The 21553-nt window shown below is 58.4% G+C and carries 16 protein-coding genes; 9 read left to right on the top strand and 7 right to left on the bottom strand.

Annotated features, from left to right (window positions below; translation table 11 throughout):
- Positions 1-55 precede the first annotated feature (55 nt).
- The 4 genes from B9A95_RS31135 to B9A95_RS37505 all read left to right on the top strand — a co-directional run bounded on the left by B9A95_RS31135 (position 56) and on the right by B9A95_RS37505 (position 1893).
- A complete protein-coding gene (locus B9A95_RS31135) occupies positions 56-496 on the top strand; it encodes a rhodanese-like domain-containing protein (protein WP_084051451.1) in 441 nt (146 codons plus the stop codon).
- Between the two features lie 111 nt (positions 497-607).
- Entirely contained in the window at positions 608-859 is a 252-nt protein-coding gene (locus tag B9A95_RS31130) for a nuclear transport factor 2 family protein (protein ID WP_084051450.1), read from the top strand.
- Positions 856-1347, top strand: a complete 492-nt coding sequence (locus B9A95_RS31125) for a GNAT family N-acetyltransferase (RefSeq protein ID WP_084051449.1) — start codon at positions 856-858, stop codon at positions 1345-1347. Before B9A95_RS31130 ends, B9A95_RS31125 begins: the two co-directional genes overlap by 4 nt.
- Positions 1348-1776: 429 nt before the next feature.
- On the top strand, positions 1777-1893 hold the full coding sequence (locus tag B9A95_RS37505) for a hypothetical protein (RefSeq protein ID WP_425429997.1): 117 nt from the start codon (positions 1777-1779) through the stop codon (positions 1891-1893).
- An 837-nt stretch (positions 1894-2730) separates the two neighbouring features.
- Here the strand turns inward: B9A95_RS37505 and B9A95_RS31115 are convergent.
- Together B9A95_RS31115 and B9A95_RS31110 are read right to left on the bottom strand one after the other, a co-directional pair.
- Positions 2731-4233 (bottom strand): alpha-N-arabinofuranosidase, encoded by a 1503-nt coding sequence (locus B9A95_RS31115; RefSeq protein WP_084051447.1) that lies wholly within the window; start codon positions 4231-4233, stop codon positions 2731-2733.
- 124 nt (positions 4234-4357) lie between these two features.
- The gene (locus tag B9A95_RS31110; protein ID WP_084051478.1) at positions 4358-5290 is read right to left on the bottom strand and encodes an arabinan endo-1,5-alpha-L-arabinosidase; all 933 of its coding nucleotides are present in this window, start codon (positions 5288-5290) and stop codon (positions 4358-4360) included.
- A gap of 1005 nt (positions 5291-6295) precedes the next feature.
- Between B9A95_RS31110 and B9A95_RS31105 the strand changes: the two genes are divergently transcribed.
- Entirely contained in the window at positions 6296-7831 is a 1536-nt protein-coding gene (locus B9A95_RS31105) for an alpha-N-arabinofuranosidase (protein ID WP_084051446.1), read from the top strand.
- Positions 7832-8825: 994 nt separating this feature from the next.
- Here B9A95_RS31105 and B9A95_RS31100 read toward each other — a convergent pair.
- From B9A95_RS31100 to B9A95_RS31085, 4 genes are all read right to left on the bottom strand, one after another.
- The gene (locus B9A95_RS31100) at positions 8826-10895 is read right to left on the bottom strand and encodes a beta-galactosidase (protein ID WP_084051445.1); all 2070 of its coding nucleotides are present in this window, start codon (positions 10893-10895) and stop codon (positions 8826-8828) included.
- A 97-nt stretch (positions 10896-10992) separates the two neighbouring features.
- Positions 10993-11880 (bottom strand): carbohydrate ABC transporter permease, encoded by an 888-nt coding sequence (locus B9A95_RS31095; protein WP_245808610.1) that lies wholly within the window; start codon positions 11878-11880, stop codon positions 10993-10995.
- The gene (locus B9A95_RS31090) at positions 11877-12638 is read right to left on the bottom strand and encodes a carbohydrate ABC transporter permease (protein ID WP_245808609.1); all 762 of its coding nucleotides are present in this window, start codon (positions 12636-12638) and stop codon (positions 11877-11879) included. Before B9A95_RS31090 ends, B9A95_RS31095 begins: the two co-directional genes overlap by 4 nt.
- 215 nt (positions 12639-12853) lie before the next feature.
- A complete protein-coding gene (locus B9A95_RS31085; protein ID WP_084051443.1) occupies positions 12854-14128 on the bottom strand; it encodes an ABC transporter substrate-binding protein in 1275 nt (424 codons plus the stop codon).
- Between the two features lie 720 nt (positions 14129-14848).
- On the opposite strand from B9A95_RS31085, the gene B9A95_RS31080 reads away from it, so the two are divergent.
- A complete protein-coding gene (locus B9A95_RS31080; RefSeq protein WP_084051442.1) occupies positions 14849-15910 on the top strand; it encodes a LacI family DNA-binding transcriptional regulator in 1062 nt (353 codons plus the stop codon).
- 323 nt (positions 15911-16233) lie between these two features.
- Here the strand turns inward: B9A95_RS31080 and B9A95_RS31075 are convergent, their stop codons facing one another.
- Positions 16234-17262: a LacI family DNA-binding transcriptional regulator gene (locus B9A95_RS31075; RefSeq protein ID WP_084051441.1), complete on the bottom strand. Its 1029-nt coding sequence runs from the start codon at positions 17260-17262 to the stop codon at positions 16234-16236.
- A gap of 415 nt (positions 17263-17677) precedes the next feature.
- Between B9A95_RS31075 and B9A95_RS31070 the strand changes: the two genes are divergently transcribed.
- From B9A95_RS31070 to B9A95_RS31060, 3 genes are all read left to right on the top strand, one after another.
- On the top strand, positions 17678-18646 hold the full coding sequence (locus B9A95_RS31070) for an ABC transporter substrate-binding protein (protein ID WP_084051440.1): 969 nt from the start codon (positions 17678-17680) through the stop codon (positions 18644-18646).
- A gap of 354 nt (positions 18647-19000) precedes the next feature.
- Positions 19001-20590: a sugar ABC transporter ATP-binding protein gene (locus tag B9A95_RS31065; RefSeq protein WP_084051439.1), complete on the top strand. Its 1590-nt coding sequence runs from the start codon at positions 19001-19003 to the stop codon at positions 20588-20590.
- On the top strand, positions 20577-21551 hold the full coding sequence (locus B9A95_RS31060; protein ID WP_245808608.1) for an ABC transporter permease: 975 nt from the start codon (positions 20577-20579) through the stop codon (positions 21549-21551). Before B9A95_RS31065 ends, B9A95_RS31060 begins: the two co-directional genes overlap by 14 nt.
- The last annotated feature ends 2 nt before the right edge of the window (positions 21552-21553 follow it).

Here is a 21553-nt window from a genome sequence, read left to right as displayed (position 1 = left end):
TCCAGACCGATGTGCCTCTAGCCTCCTGTTCAGGTTCGTCTGAAAGGAGCACACCATGACCATCACCCAGGCCCCCCACTCTTCCGTTCTCGAAACGCCCGCCGCCTCGCCTGAGGACGCCGGGCGTCACTTCCAGGCAAAGCTCAGCGTGGAAACCGACCCCGCTGACGTCTACTTGGACATGCACAAGGGTGTCACCGGCTTCCGGGTGCTCGATGTGCGCAGCTCTAAAGCTTACGCGGAGCGTCACGTCCCCGGCGCGATCAGCTTGCCCGCCCGGCAAATCAACGTGGAGACGACCGCCAAGTTCAGTAAGGACGAGCTGCTGGTGGTGTACTGCTGGGGACCCGCGTGCAACGGCGCTACGAAGGCTGGGGCGCGGCTGGGGGCATTGGGCTTCAAGGTGAAGGAGATGATCGGCGGCATCGAATACTGGCACCGCGAGGGGCACCCGGTCGAGGGGACGCTGGCGGGCGATGTCGAGGCGATCGGCTGAGCCCACATGACCCCAGAAACCCAGGGGCGGCTTCGCCGCGGCCTGGTCGCGCCAAGATGAGGAGGCCCCATCCTGACACTCTTCGCTCTGCACGGGTTCTACCACGTCGGTGTGGGCCCCGAGCCGGGCCTCACCTTTTGGGGACCGGACGAATTGCAGCGGGGGATCGCCGCAATGCTGGCGCACAACCAGGGAAGTACGGCAGCGCTGCGCAACCTGTGCCTGTGTGGCAAGCGGGGCTTTTGGGAGTGGACCTATACGTTTCCGGGCGGCCTACCGGAGCGCGGCTGCGACCTCCTTGAGTTCCAGGGAGAGCGCATTCGAGTGAAGAACGCCTTGCGCAAGGTGCAGGGGGGTGCGTGAACGGGGACCTGCCGAACGTGCGCGGAGTGGAGCGGCGCGACCTGGCACGGGTGGTTGAACTTTGTGGAGACCACGCGGCCTTTGAACGTGCTGCCTACGATCCGGCGGGCAAGCAGGAGCGGCTGGAGCAGGCCCTGTTCGGCGAGGTGCCCAGGCTCCATGCCTGGGTGGCCGAGCAGGACGGCGACTTGATCGGATACGCCACGGCGACCCTGGACTACGCAACCTGGGACGCTGCGCCCTTCGTCCATCTCGATTGCCTTTACCTGCGTCCGCAAGCACGCGGACAGGGTGTGGGACTGCTGTTGCTGGCCGAGGTGCTCGCGTTGGGAAAGCGGGCAGGCTGTGTCAACGCCCAGTGGCAGACGCCGCAGTGGAATGAGGACGCAATCCGCTTCTACCGGCGGCAGGGCGCGGTGGGGTACTCCAAGTGCCGCTTCATCCTTCCGCTGCGTTCCTATCGAAGCCCGGTGGACGGTCCTGTCTGAGCCGGGAAGGAGGCAGGTGAGGTCTTGCTGACTTCGGCACAGTGCAAACAGCTGGGTCGCTCCCCACCCATTGGTGGGGGTACGCCCTCTTTGGTATGGTCTGCTCGATGGCGCCGGCCTGCTGATGCAAGAACGGCAGCAGGACTTCGACAAGTTCGTTTTCGCTGTGGACCTGCCCGTGCACCTGAGGCTGGGGCAGTGGAGGCTGGCCGCTCAGACGTGTTTTACGAGGTGATGTGCGCCATCTTTTACGTGCTGCAAGACGGCTGCGCGCGGCGCAATCTTCCTCACGACTTCCCCGCCTGACAGACGGTTTACGGGTACTTCCGGCCGTTTCAAGAAGGTAGGACTGAGGAAGGGGTCAACCGCTTCCTCCTGCGCCGAACACGGCGCAAAGAGGAGTGTAGGCCGAAACTGGGTGCAGGAATCGTGGACAGCCAGACGGTCCGCTGCACCCCGCAAGCCGGGGTGAACGCGGGGAAGAAGCCCAATGGACGGAAAAGCCACATGGTCGTGGACACATTGGGCCAGCCGCTGATGGTGTAGGTACGTACAGGAGCACTTCAGCACAGTGTCGCTGCCCCAATTCTGCTCGCAGCGCTCTCCAACCGCTTCCCAGGATTGCGCTACTTCTGGACAGAGGGGGGACCCGGGCGAACTCGTCAACCGGGCGAAAGACGCTTTGTCTTGGACGGTGAAGATGGTCAAAGGCGTGGAGCGATCCTTCGCCTGGTTTGCCCGTTCCCGGCGCCTCGTCCGACGCAATGCGTGCCCAACAGAGACGACTGAAGCCTGGCTCTACCTCGCCAGGCCCACGCTACGTCGTCTCGGGTCTGCTTCCTGAGCCTTTTAGAGGATCGGTCAACAAGAGGACTTCTTCTTGACCGACCAGAGCGAGTGAACTTGAATGCGCATTGGAGAGAATGGAGCCGTGAGGGGTGCCCTTCTGCGCACGGCTCCCCATTCGGACAAATGCTCTAAAGCGCGCTCTTGAAGCGGCCTGACAAGCGGCGTTTGCGCATTACCCGCAGCGCTCAGTTTCTGGATCCTTTCGGGGAAAGCGGCAAAAGCCACCCAATCCTTAGAATTTCAGTCCGAGTCCGTTGGGATACTGGCCCCATTGGGGGGCACCTACCTGTGGACAGGACCTGCGCGGCTCTTTGGCCACCACCCGTACAATGCAGCCGGACAGGGCGCAGGTGTATCCGTCTGCTTGAAGGTTGGAGCACGCGTCACAACAGCGTATTCGGTCTTCGTAGACGTTATCAGGCACCCACGCTCCTACAACCTGGAACATCGGCGATGACAGCATTTGCGCAATGTGGGCCTCGGTCACCTGGAAGTCCGTGCGGCAACCCTTACAGCCCCGGCGTTCAGGCGGAATCATGCTTCCATGGCGGGGGCGACTTCCAGCACGGTCACCGACATACGGGGCAGGGTAACGCGGATGATTGTTCCTTCAACCGCAAATGCCTTAAATTCGCTGGGCATTACCACGCCGGGCGCTTCGAAGGTATTGTGCGCATCCCGGATTTCGGAATTCATGACTGTTCCGGTCACCAGAACCCCAGGGGCTGCAAGCCCGCGCAGATCCAAAGTGACCTCGTTTTCGGACAGGAGGTCGGCATTGCATAGGCTGATGTGGAGGAGGCCCTGAGCGTCCTTGGAAGTCGAAACAGACAGGCTTGGGTGAGGGCGATCTTCATTCTGAATCCCGACTGGGAGCGCGTGCGTATCGACAAGCAGTGCGTCTTGGTGGACCTTGTACATGTTAAAGACGTGATATGTCGGCGTAAGGATCATCTTTTCGCCCTCGGTGAGGATGACCGACTGCAGCACGTTTACCATCTGCGCGATGTTGGCCATGACAACGCGGTCACAGTGTTCATTGAAGATGTTGAGCGAGATGCCCGCCACCAGTGCGTCGCGAATGGTGTTCTGCTGGTACAGAAAGCCGGGATTTGTGCCGACCTCCACGTCAAACCAGGTTCCCCACTCGTCAACGATCATGCCAATGCGTTTACTTGGGTCGTAGCGGTCCATGATTGCCGCGTGCTTGGTGATGAGTTCGTCTATAAACCACGCCTTGCGGATGGTGGTGGCCCACTCATCCTCTGAAAAACCGGTTGCTGCTCCTTTTCCCTTCCAGAATTCACCGGGGATGGTGTAGTAATGAATGCTGATCGCGTCCATGAAAGGATGCGTGTCCTTCATTACTCTTTCCATCCAGTCGTAGTCATCAATGTTTGGACCGCACGCGATCTTGTATATCTTGTTGTCGCCGTAGTTGCGCACGAAGGTCTGGTACTGACGGTACTGGTCAGCGTAGTACTGCGGACGCATATTACCGCCGCAGCCCCAGTTCTCGTTGCCCACTCCGAAGTACTTGACCTTCCAGGGTTCGGCGCGTCCATTGGCCTTCCGGAGCTCGGCCATCGGAGACTCTCCGTCGAACGTCAGGTACTCGACCCATTCGGACATCTCCTGGACTGTCCCACTTCCGACGTTCCCCGAGATGTAGGGCTCGCAACCCAGCAGTTCACACAGCAGCATAAACTCGTGGGTACCAAAGTGGTTGTTCTCGACCATGCCGCCCCAGTGGGTGTTCACCATGCGTTTGCGCTGCCCACGGGGTCCGATGCCGTCTTTCCAGTGGTATTCGTCCGCGAAGCATCCCCCTGGCCAGCGCAACACCGGAACTCGAATTTCCTTCAGGGCCTCCACCACGTCGTTGCGAATGCCGCTGGTGTTGGGTATGGGGGAATCTTCTCCCACCCACAGGCCTTCATAGACACACCGCCCCAAATGCTCTGAAAAATGGCCGTAGACGTTGCGGTTGATTGTGCCTTTCGTCATGTCGGCGTTGATGACGACGTAATGTTTCATAAAAGCTCCTCTACTTGGCAGGGGCCTGCCCGTACGGCGGTGTTGCTCTCCCTGAAGAGACGGGAGAGCAACACCGTGGCGGCTTGGATGAAAGGCCGAAGTACCCAGTGCTTGGCGCCGGGCATTACTTCAGTACGGGCCAGTCATTGACCCAGCCAAGCCGTTCGATGCTCATCACCGGCGCGTAGTTTTGCTGGGCGTCGTACGAGTGATAGATCAAGTAGTCGCTTTCACCTTCGTGAAAGACGTCTTGACCTCCAGCGGCGTGCAGGTTGCCACGGCCGGTGAGCAGCACCGTGCCGCCCCCCTCATCCAAGCGCTCGCCGTTTGCATCAAGGTAGGGCCCAGACGGCGTTTTGGAGCGGCCCACCGCGATCTTATAGGTGCTGTTGGCCCCTTGGCAGCAGCTGTCCCACGACATGAACAGGTAGTAATAGTTACCGCGCTTCAAAATTGCTGGAGCCTCGATGGGGTTGTACATCACGCCGGGTCGGCTGCCCAAGGTGGTCACCAGCCCGGTAGGTATCCGCATGTTCCTCAGTTTCTGCAATTTCAATCCGGACCAGAACGATCCCCAGGTGATCCACCACTGACCTCCGTCCTGAAACACCATGGGATCAATGGCATTGTGGTCATCACCAGGCTCTGATTTTAGGATCGGCCCCTGATCGTGCCAACTCGCGGGGTCACCGGGATTGGTGCTGACAGCCAGTCCGATCGCCGAGTGGTTCTTCCCAAATTCGGAAACGGCGTAATACAGGTGGTAGGTGTCTCCGTTCTTGACGACCTGTGGGGCCCACAAGTGTGGGGTTTTGTAGTTGTCATTGGCCCATTGGGGAACGGCCACAGCACCGATGGGTTCCCACGGCCCAGTAATTCCACCCGTTGAGCGGTGCATCAAGATGCCCCCAGGGTCGTCCTCGGTTTGGATCAGTCCTGTAGAAAACACGTAGTAGATGTTGCCTGCCTTGAAGAGCGTTGGGTCATGTGCGCTGAGGTCGCCCGTCAGGGCAAGGCGGTGAGGTGCGGCGGTCTTGCGGACCCGCACGGTGGTCATACCACCTTCCCGACCACCCGCGTCAGCCACACTGGCTCCAATCGGCATAAGCGACAACAGGAGGGCAACAGTCTTGGAGATCTTCACGGCACTCCCTTTCATGTCGAGCAGAAAATGGACGTCGAGACTCCTGGTCGTCCATCAGAAAAGTGACTTGGCGGACGCCGCCGAGCTCGCCTCCTGGTATTTGGGCCGGCGCGCCAGGGTTGGTCCTTTAAGTCCGCCGGAATCCGCTGGATGCCAGACCGCTTGATCAAGAGGAAAAGAGGCAATGTACGGAAAGGCCGACCAATACACCTGCGTTGGCGCAATCCACCCACCTGAACCGCACGTCAGGCTGGATCAAACCGCGGCAGCGGTTGTGTGGCGAGCGGAATTCATAGGGGTAGGGGCCTCAGTCGGTCCCCGTACACGAGGAGCCAAGGTGCAGCGCCAAACAGCTGTCCCAAACCAGGGTCCTGAAGCTGCCGGCGTCCTCAACGCACGCCGTTACTCCCACCCGCTTGAGAATGGATGCGGAAAGCGGCTTTGCGGGACGGCTTAGGCGAGTAAAACCCTACGAACATCAACTCCGTATTGCGGAGCCATGGGTTGCTCCGATCCTCCTCTAAGGTGAGTGGCAGCGGCGTATCCGGGCCCTGTTGGAATTGCCTGCTCCACCAGGAGCCCTCGCCCAGGGACCGTTATTTACTCCTGCGTCAGTTATGTTAACGGTCCCAGAGTAAGCGAGCGCGGAATGCCTGTCAAGGCTTGTCGCCTCACCCTTATGTGGCCCAGCAGTGACGCGCGTTACCTGACTGGATAGCAATAATAATGGAGTTCGGTACGCCTGAACCCTTCGGCCAAGTACAGGACAGACCGCTCTAAAGGGGGGTCCTCTTGACTGTGAACGGTCACACCGTATGCTGTTGAAGTCCGTCTGCCAACCTGCCTGCTCCCCCGACTGCGGGGGAAGGTGCGCCGTACAAGCCTGTACTCCCACTGCATGTGGAAAGGATCCTCCCGATGACTCAGACCAGCGCCACCGTCTATCTCAACACCCAACGCGTCATCTCTGAGATTTCGCCACTGATTTTCGGCGGATTTGCGGAGCATATGGGACGATGCATCTACGAGGGCATCTATGATCCCCACTCCCCACTCTCCGATGAGCGTGGCCTGCGCCGCGACGTCATTTCTGCATTAAAGGAAACCAACTACCGCATCATGCGCTACCCAGGGGGCAACTTCGTCTCCGGCTACCGCTGGACAGATGGCATTGGACCCAAAGAGGACCGGCCGCGGCGCCGAGCCCTTGCCTGGCGTTCAATCGAATCCAATCAGTTTGGGCCGCATGAGTTCATGGAGTTCGCTGAGGAAATTAAGACTGAGCCCATGTGGGCTGTTAACCTGGGTACTGGCAGCATTCAGGACGCAGCTGATTTGGTTGAATACATGAATCTGCCGGCCGGCACGCTGTACAGTGACATGCGCGTAAAGAATGGACGCAAAGATCCCTACAGCATCAAATACTGGTGCCTGGGGAACGAGATGGATGGGCCTTGGCAAATTGGGCAGATGGACGCGGTCAGTTACTCGGACAAGGCCGTACAGGCCGCCAAGTTGATGCGGTGGATGGATCCCAATATCAAGACCATCGCCTGCGGATCCTCTGCGACCGCGATGCCTGGGTATCCCGAGTGGGACTTAACGGTGCTGGAACGCACATACGATCAAATTGATTATTTCTCAATGCATCACTACGCAGCCAACCCCTACCCGACCATCTCCAACACGGAGGGCCTGCCAATTGACACGGACTCCTACCTCGCCAGCAGTCTGCATTTCGAGGAGCATGCGGATACACTCGCTGCCGCCATCCGCGTGGCAAAGGCCAAAAATCGTTCGAAGAAGAACGTACATCTCTGCTGGGATGAATGGAACGTCTGGTATCGCGCCAAGGGAGGGGACGGAGGCTGGAGCGAAGCGCCGCACATCTTGGAAGAGCAGTACAACTTGGAGGATGCGCTGGTCGTCGCAACCTGGCTCAACACCTTTTTGAAAAAAGCTGATGTGGTGAAAATTGCCTGTATTGCTCAGATCGTGAACGTAATTGCGCCGATCATGACTCGGCGGGATGGAATGTTCAAGCAAACGATCTTTTACCCACTCACCCTATTCAGCAACCATGCCAGTGGCTTTGCCTTAGACGCTCTCGTCCGGGCTCCTCTACGCGACACGGCCCGATATGGCGGGGTTCCACAATTGGACGTTTCTGCCAGCTTCAACCCGGAGACTGGGGAAGGAGCAGTGTTCCTCGTCAACCGCTCGCAGACAGAGCCGTTGCAGGTGGATGTGTGCTGGGAGGGCACAGCTCCCAACAGCGTCGCGCGCGCCTGGCAGATGGGCGGTGAAGATCCATTTGCCTCAAACTCTTTCGAGCAGCCCGAGAACGTGGTCGCCCGAGAAATCAGCGTCCCTCGACTTGACGGCAAGCGTCTGACTCTGGAATTACCACCCCTGTCTTTTACCACTTTTTTGACCAGCCACTCGCCATCTTGAGAGTTCTCGGTGAAGCTGGGAACTGACCTCCTCACCTCCGGAACACGCCAAGGGGTTTAAGCAGATCGCCTGGAATTGCTCCGGCGGGAGCGGTCCCTGCGTTTGCAGGTCTCCTCGTTGAACTCGCCGCTCACCCCATGTCCCCAAGCAAGTACGCCGCGGATCAACCCGGCACTCTCGAAGCTCCTGCCGCATGCAGACGGGGCCGACGCTTTCCCCTGAGGAACGTGGCTGGGACAGTCTGGAGTCACTTCAAAGCGAACTGGGCAGGTGTGGCGGTACCCTTGCCCCGCCCCTCGCCAGATCTGAAAAGCCCAGGACGGGCGAAATTCTCCACGACACGGGTACAGGACAGTCAGGTGGACACCGCGTTCAGTGTGGACCAAATCGTGCCGGTCTTTTCCAGACTGGTCAGGTCCACCGGCAGTCCGGTCCGGAACGCTGATGGAGCTGCTGTCGCCACATGCCTTGCGAGGGCTGTCGGGCGTGTTGCCCGAATACCCTGCAGAGTTGCCGGGTGTTCCAGGAGGCCTGGTTGGGTGAGCGGCTGAGCGCTGAGGGGGATTGGACAGTCGCCAGAATGGGTGACGGTCTGCCAAGACCACCGAGCAACAGACCGAGGAATTCCCGGTGCCGCTTGCGGGAAAAGCAGGGCAAGCTGGCAGAACAAAGTTGTCTGGAACGCTGTTCTTTTCGGTCGACCCTGCACTACGGGACCAAAAGCACGTTCCAGACAACTATCGCAAATGTCACTCAAGTGACGTCCACTGGATTTTAGCAGTCTGGTGCAGGCCACCGGCGCGTATCGGACGGCGCTTTAACGGGACAGGCCTGCTTCTGGCTTAAGGGAAAATGGAGGGGACACGTCGGTACTGCCACGTTCTTACGGTTCCCCTGAGGAGCGCTTGAATGACTGTGGACCTCCGTTTGATTTACGTTTGCCAACGACGCACCGCTCAGAACTTCGCGGCCTACTTGACCGCCTTCTTGCGCATCAGTGGCTGAGCGTGAGCGTCTCTGCTGCTTGTTGAATCTGCAGTTCTCCCAGGTGGACGGTGCCGGGAAACTGAATAAGCTCCACACCGTACGGTGCAAGCGTAAGGGTCTGCGGCAGAGCTGCGCCCTTACCCAACCGGACGCCGCCTTCTGGAAGATTGAGGCGAAGAGACTCAGTTGGGTGGACGTTGAGCAGGTGCAGCACTTGCGTATCACCCAGTTGAGAAAGCGTGATGTCAAGCTGGGCAGGAATGCGGCAAGTTGGCACAGAAGCACCATTCAGCGCCAGCTCCAACAGATGGATCATCGCCGCCAGAGGAAAGTCGCCCCCGACGTAGTAGGCGTGCCCAGCACCGAAAGAATGGCGCGTGACGGCCGGACCACCAGCTATGAAGTCATCCTCGAATGTGGCGAGCGTCTCTGCCTCTTGAGGGTGAATCACTTCGGCCCATTCGCGAACATCATAGGTCTCCCCACTGCCGTTGAAACGAAGGTGATTGCGCTCGTCCGGCTGCATGACCATCCACTCTTCGACCCACAGTCCAAGAACGTCGTTGAGCAAGGCAGGATACCCGCCAAGGTGGATATGTTCGTGCTCATCGACAATCCCGCTAAAGTACCCCGTGACGAGGGCGCCTCCCTCGGAGACGTAGCGCCGAATGTTGTCGGCGGACGCCTGAGGCAGAAGATAACTGTTGGGCACCGTGACAACGTCGTAATCGCTGAGGTTGCCCTCCGGGTGAACGAAGTCGACGTTCTGTCCGAGTTGCCTCAAGGCCGCATACCACTTCTGCACAATGGGCATAAGCTTGAGTGTGGAGGGCTTACTGTCGATTTCCAGCGCCCACCAATTGTTCCAGTCGAACATGATGGCCACACGCGCAGGCACCTGCGCCCGAGTCAGTTCCGTCAAGGATTTCAGCTCTTGCCCCAACGCCTTTACCTCCCGCCAAGTGCGTGAACGTTCTGGGCCCACGTGCTGCACCATGCCGCTGTGGAACTTCTCAGCACCCGCGCGTGACGCGCGCCATTGAAAAAACATCAGCCCGTTCGCCCCGTGCGCAAGAGCCTGATGGTTGAGCAGACGCATCAAACCTGGCCGCTTCAACGCGTTGCGCTGACGCCAGTTCACCGCGCTGGTGGCCTGCTCCATTAAAATCCAGCGCTGACCGCCCCGCAAGGAGCGCATGATGTCGTACGTCATACCTGCCTCGAGATGAGGCGTGGGCCCACTGGGATCCGGGTAGGCGTCCAACGACACGACGTCTTCCTCCTGCGCCCACTTGAAGTAGTCCAGGCCGGGCAAAAACCCGAGGAAGTTGGTCGTCACCGGGATATGGGGCGTGACTCCACGCAGGACGGCCACTTCCATGCGGTACAGCGAGAGGATGTTGTCACTGGAAAAACGCCGCCAGTCCAGTTGCTGCGTGGGGTTGGCGTAGGTGGGGGCGCGGCGCGGCGGCTGAATTTCCGCCCACTCGCCGTAACGCTGACTCCAAAAAGCTGTTCCCCAAGCCGCGTTTAAGGCGTCGAGGGTGCCGTATTTCCGCTGCAGCCACCCGCGGAATTCACCGGCACAGAGCGCGCAGAAGCACTGGTCAATGTGACAGCCATATTCATTATTGACGTGCCACAACTTCAGCGCTGGGTGATTTTGGTAGCGCTGCGCGATGTGCTTTACCAGTTGCTGGGCATGGGTCCGAAACCCCTGGTGGCTGGGGCAGTACAGCTGACGTCCGCCAACTTCCAGACGAATCCCATCCGCAGTGACTGGTCTGGAATCCGGATACCGCAGGGACAACCACGGTGGGGGAGAGGCGGTGGCCGTAGCGAGGTTCACGTTGACGCCGTGTGCGTGCAGCAGGTCAATGACCTCGTCCAGCCAAGCGAAGTCGTAGGCTCCAGGGTGGGGCTCCAGATGGGCCCAGGAAAAGATGGCCAGTGAGACGAGGTTGACTCCAGCTTCCTGCATAAGAAGGGCGTCTTCCCGCCAGGTTTCTCGAGGCCACTGCTCGGGGTTGTAGTCTGCGCCGTAAATGAGGCCGCCAAAGGAGTTGATATCAAACATAAGTTACCCTTCTGGAAGGACGGAGAGCTTGACTGCGGCCACAGCGGGAGAGCGGACGTGACTGCAGGGGGACGGGAGGTGCCAGCGGAGCGCGCCTTTAGTCCTTGACTGCGCCGCCCGCGATACCTGCGACGAAGTGACGTTGCAATGCGAGGAACAGGGCCAGGAAGGGGAGGGTGGCGATGGTGGTGCCGACCATCAATGCTCCCCACGACACGCGCGTCAGGCCTACCAGGGTGCCCAACGCAACCGGCATGGTGTAGCTGTCCTTTTGCGTCAGGACGATCAGGGGCCACAGGTAATCGTTCCAGCTTGCGAGGAACAGCAAAATGGCGAGCGCCGCCAGGGCGGGGCGAACGACCGGCAGAGCGATTTGCCAGAAGGTACGCCACTCATTCGCGCCGTCTATACGCGCGGCGTGCAGCAGGTCGTCGGGCACGGTGAGAAAAGCCTGACGCATGTAGAAGATGCCGATGGTGTTGGCCAGAGTCGGGAGAAGCACCGCCCAGTAGGTGTTGCTCAGGTGCAGGTCACGCGCCACCAGGATGAACTGCGGAATGATCGTGACGAAACTGGGAATGGTCAGTGTCGCCAGGATTAGGCCGAACAGCACGTTCCGCCCTGGAAAGGTATATTTCGAGAAGGCGTATCCGGCCATACTGGTGAGCAGCATGCTTAGCAGCGTGTATAGGGTAGAAATCACGAGGCTGTTGCCCAATGCCCGAATAAAATTGGTGTCAGCCTGAAGCTGCTTGAAATTCTCTATAAAGGCGTTGCCGAACGCGAGAGGCGGCGCTGGGCTGAAAATGGCGCTGTCGGGATGGGTACTGAAGACCGCCATCAAATACAGGGGCGCGAGGAACAACAGCGCGAGGGGGATCAGGAGGGCGTGCAGCAAGACGGTGGACAGGCGGCGGCGAGCGTGTAGCCGGCGATTTGTATCATTGGGCTCGGATTGACTGAGTAGCGCTGACTGTGAGGTCACGGGTCCCTCCCAAACAGGCGCAGCTGGATCATGCTGACGGTGGCGGCGATGGCCGCGACGGTGTAAGCGACGGCACTGGCGTAACCGAAGTTGAACGAGCGGAAGCCCTGCTGGTAGAGGTAGGTTCCCAGCGTCATGGTCGCGTTTCCAGGCCCACTGTTGGTGATAAGCGCGGGTTCGGTGAACAGCTGTAAGGTCCCAATGACGCTCAGGACCAGGCAGAAGAGCAGGCTGGGGCGGAGCAGCGGCAGCGTGATCTTCCAGAACTGGTGCCAAGGGGTGGCCCCGTCAATGGAGGCGGCCTCGTACAACTCTTCGCGAATCCCCTGCAGACCTGCCAACAGGATGATGGCGTTGTACCCCGTCCAGCGCCACGTCAGCGCCAGAATGATCACGGTCATCGCCGGTCCGGACTGATTGAGCCAGTCCACTGCAGGCAAACCGACAGTCGCCAGCATCCGGTTCACCGCGCCGTAGTCCGTATTGAAAAGTAGGCGGAAGACGGCAGAATACGCGACGGTGCCGACGACCAACGGGGCAAAGAATGCGAACCGAAACAGGCCCCTTGCCCGCAGGAGGCGGCTGTTCAGCGCAACAGCGAGGGTGGTGGCGAGCATCAGCATGCTGGGCACCTGGATCACCAGGATCACCATTGTGTTTTTTAGGGCTGTTCGAAAGAATTCGTCCCCCAGCAGCCGTGACCAGTTGGCGAGACTGAAGGGAGCGGCCGCACCCAAGCGCGAGTCTTTGAAGCTCATCAAGAAGGAGCTGATGATCGGCCATGCCCAGAAGGCGAGGAAGATCAACAAATAAGGCAAAATGAACAAGTACGGTGCGGTGGGCCGGCGGCGTTTGGGACGAGACGGTCCCGGTGGTGCAGGAACGGTGGTCACGGGCGAACCTCGTTATTCACGAATAGAAGAGGAAAGGGCGGCGAGCGTGAGCCCCCGCCCTGAACCCTTGACGTTGCGCCTTACTTAGCGACCGGGAGGCCAGTGGCGCTGCTGATTTTCTTTGCCGCGTCGTTCAAGGCTTCGCCAGCGGTCTTATATTTCCCTTTGAGGTAGTCGGCCTGCACCACAATCATGATCTGCCGGGCGTCTTGGAAGTACTGGGTACCACGCGCTTGGGGAACGTCGCCGAGTGTCCCCAAGATGGTCTGCCAGACCTTCTGATTCCCCCAGAAGGACTGCCCCTGCGCGACGTAGGGGTCCTTGGTGGCAGCGAGCAGGCTGGGCACCAGACCCTCGGACTTCAGCATGGTCACCTGGCCAGCAGTGCTGCCCAGCGCATGCTGCAAGAAGGCAAAGGCCGCTTCCTTGTTCTTACTGTTGCTTGGGATGGCGAGCGCGCTGCCGCCTAGATTGGCAGCGCGGACGCCTCCAGCTTTGCTCGCGGGCATCAGGTAGATTCCCCATTTGCCTTTCTGGTCAGCCGCATTCGAACGGATGGTTCCCTCGTACCAGGCCCCATACATGGCGCTGGCCGTCTTGCCAGCCTTGATGTTGGTGATCTGACCTCCCCAGTCACCAGTCGCAAGCACCTTGGCGTCGTTGAGTTTCTTGATGGTATTGAGGGCAGTAACGCACCCAGCCTGGTTGATCGTGACCTGCGTGGCAGCGTTATCAAAGTAGAAGCAGCCGTTCTGATTGGCCAGCATACGGAACCATTCGTCGTCCTGACCATTGGCAATAGTTGCCATTCTCACCTTGTTGCCGAACTTGGTATTGAGTTTCTTCCCAGCTGCAATAAAATCGTCCCAAGTCTGAATATTCGTCGGATTAATCCCAGCTTGTTGATAGAGATCACGACGGTAAAATAGAACCACGGGGCCGGAGTCCCATGGCATCGCATAGCGCTTCCCATTCGCAGTAAGCTCGGTCCATTTGAATGCGGGGAAGTTTTTGGCGACCTTATCGGCACCGAGCGTGTTCAAGTCAGTAAAGCAGTCGGGAAAACGCGCCCAGAACACCTCGGCTTCGTTGTTCTCAATGGAGTACACGTCGGGAAGGTCGGTCCCACCGGCCGCGCACCCGGCCAAACCACGGTCATAGACGTTTTGGTTGCCCAGGTCCACGACATTCACCTTCACGTTCGGATACTTTTTGTTGAAGCTGGGGACAGTGCTTTGAAGGGCTTTGGCAGCCACATCCCACGACCAGATGGTGACGGTGCCGGAGAGATTACTGGCCTGGGCGGCAGCGGAAGTGGCGAGGAACAGGGTGGACAGCAGGACCAGTTTCTTCATATGACCTCCAGGGCTAAAAGGGGTAGACACACGGCAAAGGAGAGCAACCGGTTACCAATGGAGCAAGAACACAAGAACCGTTGTGCTGGCAACCGGTTACTGAGGAGTTCAATTTATCCCTAATGACACTCAAACCTTAGCAACCGGTTTCTCAAAAAGCAATCCCCTTTCTCGACTGCACACTGGGAAAGCGAGAGTGGTAAAAATACCCCACCCAGAATGCGCACCCAAAGGGCTGGTCCCTCCGGACAGCCGGGGCTGAGACGCTCCTTGCGCATCTGGTCTCAGCGGGACTTGGAGGGAGAAAAGGAACAGCCTCTTGCGATGGTTTCTTGCTCACCGTTGGACAGGAGCGTTTAAATGCTCGACGCAGCCCTTACAATTTTATGGCGAACCCCGCCCGTAGTCCCAGCGCCGCTTTCTCTTTGGGCAGATATACCCTCGAGTAAAATTTTCATTGATTATTGTGCCGAGTCAAGCTGTTGCCTGCTTAAATAAGAAGGTACGGAAAATAATAATGAAAAGTAATCCTGATTTCTGTTATAAATTCCTATGTTGAGTGAAAAAGATGGAACTGTGTAATGCCATCTCCATCTGGGGATGTATTATTGCCCCGCTAAACAAGGTGGACATGACCTTTTTGAAATAACTGGACTGTGTATGTTTTATGAACTGTTAAATTCGGAACGTGGGTATTTGACTGCTGTGCCTTGAGGGTCTATACTACAGCAACCGGTTTCCCAAGGGGGATTATTTATCCGTAAGAAAGCTCCAACCATCTACGACATTGCCCAGCGCGCGCAGGTTTCGGTCGCCACGGTTTCTCGGGTACTTAACGGGAAAAACACCGTTAACAGCGCCCTACGCAGCCGTGTGGAGGCCGCAATGAACGAATTGCGGTTCCGTCCCAATCGAGTCGCACAAACTCTCTACCATCATCGGTCCAACTCAATCGGTTGCATCTTGCCGGACATTGTCAACCCTTTTTTTGCTCAACTTTTCCTACAATTGGAAGTGGGTGCTTTTGAGCGGGGTTACACCATGATCATGGGGAACACCGTCAGTACGCGGGAGCTCGAGCGCACTTATCTGAGGGCGATGGTCGAGCGGCAGGTTGATGGTCTCATCTACCTTGGGGGGTTAACCAACGCCATTCATCCCTCCGAGGAAGACTTGCAAATGCTACAGGACTTGACCGAGCGGCTTCCCATTGTAACTGTTAATGGGGACCTTCCTGGTGTCAACATTGTCTCAAGCGTCAAATCAGAAGAGGCCGCCGGTATGCGCGCCATGCTCGAACATTTGAACCACCAGGGTCACACGGACGTCGCCTTTCTTGGTGGCCTGCAAGACGTCACGAACAGCATCGAAAAGCTAGAAGTTTACAAAGAGTTTCACCCAGACCATCCCACTGAATGGGTGCAGCTGACCGGACTCGATATCGGTGCAGGTGCTGAAGCCTTAAGACGTGTCTTTCAAGCAGCGCAAGTACCTACGGCTGTCGTTTGTATCAACGACCTTGTCGCAGCAGGGGCGCTGATGACAGCGCGAGAACAAGGTATCAACGTCCCTCAGGACCTCTCTATCGCTGGGTTCGATGACATCTTCCTTGCGCAGATTGTCGCTCCGCCCCTCAGCACGGTCAACCACAATTACAAGGAATTGGCCCGCATTGCGCTTGATGCACTTTTAAGTAGCATCAACGGACAACCTACCGAGCGCTCCATCCGCGTGCCCACCCTCTTGGTCAACCGGGAATCGATCGCTATGCGAAAGCCTTGATAGATTGAGTGCTGCGGTGTCACCGGTCCGGAAATGAGTTCGTTACGCTTGTGGATGTGACGGCACCCGACCAGACCGCGGGTGAGCCATTCGACTGTTACCAACTTGCGTTCAGATCAGCATCTGTACTGTGGGAAAATCACGAGGGAGCAGGGGGGAGGGGGCCAGCATCGGTGGTGCTGGTCCCCTCCCCCTGCTCTGCCACCTTGGATCCGGCACTTTCCCACCTGGTTGGCACCCTTCCTAACGCATTGAAGAGGTCAAGCCTTCCTGTAAAAGGTTTAAAGCAGCGTTGTTAGGGCAGTGGAAGGGTGATGACCCCCTCAAATTCTTGCAGCAACTGCAGTACTTCTCCGGATGACGAGTTCGGGTTTCAACACTTGTGGATTGGCGTGAGAGTTTGGAGACTCTACGGCCCTAAGGAGAGCAGCAAGGCTGAGGGCTCCAAGCGTTGCAAAGTCCTGCCGGACAGTTGTCAGTGGTGGATGAAAAAACCGGCTTTCTGGAATATCATCGTAGCCTACGATCGATACGTCATCGGGAACAGATATTTCACGTTCATGAAGGGCCCACAAGGCTCCCAAAGCCATCTGGTCGTTGCCCACAAGAAGGCCAGTGAAAGGGATACGGGCAGCAAGAAGCTCCTGTGTCAGGCCAAATCCACTGACTGCGCTCCAGTCGCCTTCCAATATGCTGACAGGGGCAAGTCCAGCTCCATTGAGAGCCTCCGTCCATCCATCAAGACGTAAACGGGCGTCATACCAACGTTGAGGACCAGACAGCAGTGCAATCCGTTCGTGTCCCAGCGATATGAGATGTTGAGCAGCCACGCAGGCCCCGGTCTTCTGGTCAATGGTTGCGCCTGAATTGCTATTCAATTCTGGAGCGTCCACCAAGACAAACGGTACGTCATCACAGAGCTTGCGGATCCGTTGCGTGTTTGCACCCTCGAGAGGTGCAATGAGGATAATCCCTTCTACATTCTGTCGGCGCAAGTCCAGAAGGGCACGCTCTATTTCAGCTTCTCTTAGCGCAGGGATACTTGCCAATGAAACACTGTACCCACGACTCCGCGCGGCCTGCTCGATGTTGACCATCATCTGTGCAGGGCCGTAGTAGGGGAGGCCAAAGCCGACAATTCCAAGGGTGTGGGAGCGTTGCGTGACCAGACTTCGCGCCGCCGAGTTCGGCTGATAGTGGAGTGCCTCGACGGCTGCGAGGACCTTTTTTCGGGTGCCTGGCGCCACGCTGGGGTGCTCGTTCATCACTCTGGAGACCGTTTGATGAGAGACGCCCGCATGCCGGGCAACATCGTGAATCGTAACGCGTGAAGATATGGCGATGCCGGACATGTTCTCTCCTGTGATCGTTCATACGATAGATGAATCGAAAGGTGGTTTCAAGTTTGAGGATGGCGACCCGGAGGCCCTTGAACGCTTGAATAATCTCTGGTCTTGATGGAGAAGCTTGCTCTTCTAGAAGTCCGTCACAGCCGAGGTTTTTTGTGCTGAGTCGCCCGATCTTCACCTGGAATTACCTCCCCCCCCATCGGTGCTTGTATCCCCCTGCCAGGGATATTGACATTGAGGGCGAGGCGCAATTAAGATGTTATCGTTCACAAGGAACAAAAATATATGCCCTGAAGGCAAGGTGTACCGTCAACCTCGCGTCCTTTTTGTCATTAGAAGCGGGTGGTTTCTCGTACGCATTTAAGAGGTGCGCTGTGAGAGGCAACCATGACCTTCTTCCGCATTCCTGGAGGGGAAAATGAAGATTCAAAGTGTTGTACTGTCCGCCGTCGCCGCTACGCTGACCCTCGCCCTCGCTCAGGGAGGTGCCCTGCCCAAGCTGGCGGTCAAGCCCAAGTATCGGGTGTGCTTCAACCAGTCGGAGATGGACAACCCCTGGCGCCTGGCGCAGACCAAGAGCATGCAGGACGAGGCCAAACGCCTTGGCTGGACGCTGATTTTCACCAACGCCAACGGTTCGGCGGCCAAGCAGGCAGCGGACGTGCGTTCGTGCATCGCTCAGCGCGTGGACGCCATCTTCCTGACCCCCCGCGAGGAAAAGCCGCTCACGCCCGTGGTGCTGGAAGCCAAGCGCGCCGGGATTCCACTGTTCGTGATTGACCGCAAGGTGGACGAGAAGGTGGCCAAGCCTGGTCAGGATTTCGTGACCTTTATCGGTTCGGACTTCTATCAGGAAGGCCAACGCGCCGCGGAATGGCTCGTGAAGGAAACGGGCGGCAAGGCGAAGATCATCGAACTGCAGGGATCTACGGGATCCTCACCAGCGATTGACCGCCAGAAGGGCTTTGCCGACTACATCAAGAAGTACCCTGGTATTCAGATTGTGGCGTCGCAGACTGGCAACTTTACCCGCGATGAAGGGCGCAAGGTGATGGAGGCGCTTATCCAGGCACACCCTGAAGCGACTGCCGTGTACGCCCACAATGACGAAATGGCGCTCGGCGCGATCACAGCGCTGGAAACGGCGGGACGTAAGCCCGGCAAGGACATCACGATCGTCAGCATCGACGGCCAGAAGTCCGCGCTCGACGCCATCATCGCGGGCAAACTTGGCGCGACGGTGGAGTGTAACCCCCGCTTCGGCGTCAAAGCCTTCCAGACCTTGAAGGATTACGCGGCGGGTAAGAAGGTTGCGGCCCGCCTGGTGAACGAAGACCGGTTCTTCGACAAGACCAACGCCAAGCAGATGCTGGCCTCCGCTTTCTAACCCTGCTGGAGCTTACACGCCGGCGAGCACTGCCTGATGGCTTGCTTCGCCCGGACCGCCCCGACACTCACGGATCACGGCATACATTTGCGTTGAAGACTGAAGTGCTGAGGGTAACCGGCGCCTCAACGAGAACGTCACTCCAGCGCGCCATCAACTTAAACCTGTGCCTGTATCAAGAGAGCCAACGTAGGGGTCAGGTGTGCCCAAGCACCTGACCCCGAGTCGTACCTCATCGGTGTGGCCTGGGCCGGCGCAAGTTCTGCTCCCTGGGGTAGGGAGCGGCGTGATCAGAATTGCTGCAGCCTGACAGTGACCAAGGCAGAGTGACACCGTTATCAGTAAAGAGGAACCATGACAGAAGACGCTCTCCTCCATATGTCCGGTATCAACAAGGCCTTCGGAGGTGTGCCTGCCCTAAGAGGAGCGCACCTGAAGGTGATGCGAGGTGCCGTTCACGCCCTGATCGGGCAGAATGGAGCAGGGAAATCCACGCTGCTTAAGGTACTGACTGGCGCTTACAGCAGAGACTCCGGCGAAATCCTCTTCGACGGCCAGAGCGTAGATTTCACTTCTCCCAAACAATCGCAACTCGCCGGCATCGCCACGATCTACCAGGAAGTCAATCTGGTGCGCCTCCAGACCGTCGCGGAAAACGTGCTGCTTGGCCACGAGCCGCGCCGTTACGGGATGATTGACTGGAAGGCCATGAACGCACAGGCGCGCGATCACCTGAACAAAATTGGGGTGAACATTGACGTCACTCGGCCCCTGGCCAGTTACAGCATTGCTGTGCAGCAAATGGTGGCGATTGCCCGCGCGCTGGCCCTGAACGCCAAACTCGTCGTCATGGACGAACCCACCTCATCCCTTGATGAGCGGGAGGTCGAGACCCTCTTCCAGGTCATCAACCAGTTGAGCCACAGCGGTGTATCCGTCATTTTCGTCTCTCACCGTCTCGACGAACTGTACGCCGCGTGCAGCGACATCACGGTGCTGCGCGACGGACAGACGGTATACGAGGGAGCCCTGAAGCTGACCAAGCTGCAGCTGATTTCGACCATGATTGGCCGGAACGTGCAGGAGGTGGCCACCCAGGGCCAGACGGGTTTCGTCCGTCACCAGCACGAGGATGAGGTGCTGCTCGACACCCGTCAGATGCGCCGCGCTCCTCAAGTACAGGACATCAGCCTTCAGGTGCGCCGTAAGGAAGTCGTCGGTATCGCTGGTCTCCTGGGGGCGGGGCGCACGGAAACAGTCCGCGCCCTGTTTGGAGCGGAGCCCGCACACGCGGGCGAGATCCACTTTAAGAACCGGAGCGTACGGTGGAAGACGCCCAGTGAAGCCATCGCAGACGGCATCGCCTTCTGTGGCGAGGACCGCAAGCACGACGGCATCATTCCCGACTGGTCCGTGCGCGAGAATCTTACGCTCGCCCTGCTGCCCCGACTGACCCGGGCGGGAATCGTTAACCGCGCTGAGCAGCAGCGCGTGGTGGAAAAGTTCGCCGAGCGGCTAAACGTCCGCTGTGCCAGTTACGACCAGCCCATCCGGGAACTGTCGGGGGGCAACCAGCAGAAGGTCTTGCTGGCCCGCTGGCTGTGCATGCGTCCAGACCTCTTGATTCTCGACGAGCCGACCCGCGGTATCGACGTTGGGGCCAAGGCGGAAATCCAGAATCTCATCAGCGAACTTGCGGGCGATGGTCTGAGCGTCCTGATGATTTCTTCGGATCTCGAAGAACTCATCGAAGGCTGTCACCGCGTGACGGTGCTGCGGGATGGACGGACCGTGGCCCATCTCTCGGAGAAGGAACTCAACGAAGAGAGCATCCTGAGCGCCATGGCCCATGGCAGCGCTGCCGACCCTGCTTCTGGGGAACAAGAACGGGTGTTGGTCAACGCAGGCGGCACCACTTCTGGAGGACTTCATGATGGTCGCTAATCCCAAGCTTCCTGTCCAGCGGCCCACCGTGCTGCTGACGCAGCACAGTGCCCTTTTGGCGCTCCTCGGCTTAATTCTGTTCAATATCTTGACAACGCCAAACTTCCTGACGTTAAACGCCCTCAACATCAACATGACCCAGACGGCGACCATCCTCATCGTTGCGGTCGGTATGACGTACGTCATCGCTACCGGTGGAATCGACCTCTCCGTGGGCTCCATCATGGCGATCAGCGGCGCAATTGCCCCCCTCCTATTTATTAGCAGTGGGCTTGCTCCGACCTTGGGTATTCCGCTTGCGGTCGCCCTTCCCATTCTGGCGGCTGGACTGTGCGGAGCCTTCAATGGCCTGCTGGTGACGCGCTTTCACATCCAGCCCATCATCGCCACCCTGGTTCTGTTTATCGCAGGCCGCGGTATCGCTCAGGTTATCAGTGGCGGCCAGTTGATCAATTTTCCCGATGAACGCTTCAAGTTTCTTGGAACAAGCTCGATTCTCGGCGTGAACATTCAGATCTTCCTGATGCTCATCATCGTAATTGTCGCCGTATGGGTTATTCGCTCAACACTGTTTGGCCGGTATGTGGTCGCTGTGGGTGGAAATCCGGAAGCCGCCCGTTTGTCCGGCGTACCCGTGGTGCGGACCAAAGTCATCGTTTACACCATCAGTGGCATGCTCGCGGGATTGGCCGGCCTGATTTCCATTGCCGTCAACAATTCATCCGATGCGAACCTGGTGGGGCAGAACATGGAGCTCGACGCCATTGCGGCCGTAGCCGTGGGCGGTACGGCCCTGAGTGGCGGCAAGGTGTCACTGTTTGGGACCATGGTCGGCGCACTCTTTATTCAATTGCTGCGCTACACCCTGCTGGTCAAAGGCGTCCCCGACTCCGTAGCCCTGATGATCAAAGCCGCCATCATCGTCATCGCGGTCGCTCTGCAATACCGCCGGAGGAAGTGAGT

This window comes from Deinococcus hopiensis KR-140 (assembly GCF_900176165.1).
Classification (GTDB): Bacteria; Deinococcota; Deinococci; order Deinococcales; family Deinococcaceae; genus Deinococcus; species Deinococcus hopiensis.
The sequence above is the reverse complement of the archived record's forward strand: the minus strand, read 5'-3'. Positions and strand labels throughout refer to the sequence as shown.

Coding starts and splice junctions, on each gene's coding strand:
- B9A95_RS31115 (WP_084051447.1), bottom strand. CDS start 4,233: ATGAAACATTACGTCGTCATCAACGCCGACATGACGAAAGGCACAATC.
- B9A95_RS31075 (WP_084051441.1), bottom strand. CDS start 17,262: ATGTCCGGCATCGCCATATCTTCACGCGTTACGATTCACGATGTTGCC.
- B9A95_RS31135 (WP_084051451.1), top strand. CDS start 56: ATGACCATCACCCAGGCCCCCCACTCTTCCGTTCTCGAAACGCCCGCC.
- B9A95_RS31070 (WP_084051440.1), top strand. CDS start 17,678: ATGAAGATTCAAAGTGTTGTACTGTCCGCCGTCGCCGCTACGCTGACC.
- B9A95_RS31100 (WP_084051445.1), bottom strand. CDS start 10,895: ATGTTTGATATCAACTCCTTTGGCGGCCTCATTTACGGCGCAGACTAC.
- B9A95_RS31110 (WP_084051478.1), bottom strand. CDS start 5,290: ATGACCACCGTGCGGGTCCGCAAGACCGCCGCACCTCACCGCCTTGCC.
- B9A95_RS31065 (WP_084051439.1), top strand. CDS start 19,001: ATGACAGAAGACGCTCTCCTCCATATGTCCGGTATCAACAAGGCCTTC.
- B9A95_RS31060 (WP_245808608.1), top strand. CDS start 20,577: ATGATGGTCGCTAATCCCAAGCTTCCTGTCCAGCGGCCCACCGTGCTG.
- B9A95_RS31090 (WP_245808609.1), bottom strand. CDS start 12,638: ATGAGCTTCAAAGACTCGCGCTTGGGTGCGGCCGCTCCCTTCAGTCTC.
- B9A95_RS31105 (WP_084051446.1), top strand. CDS start 6,296: ATGACTCAGACCAGCGCCACCGTCTATCTCAACACCCAACGCGTCATC.
- B9A95_RS31085 (WP_084051443.1), bottom strand. CDS start 14,128: ATGAAGAAACTGGTCCTGCTGTCCACCCTGTTCCTCGCCACTTCCGCT.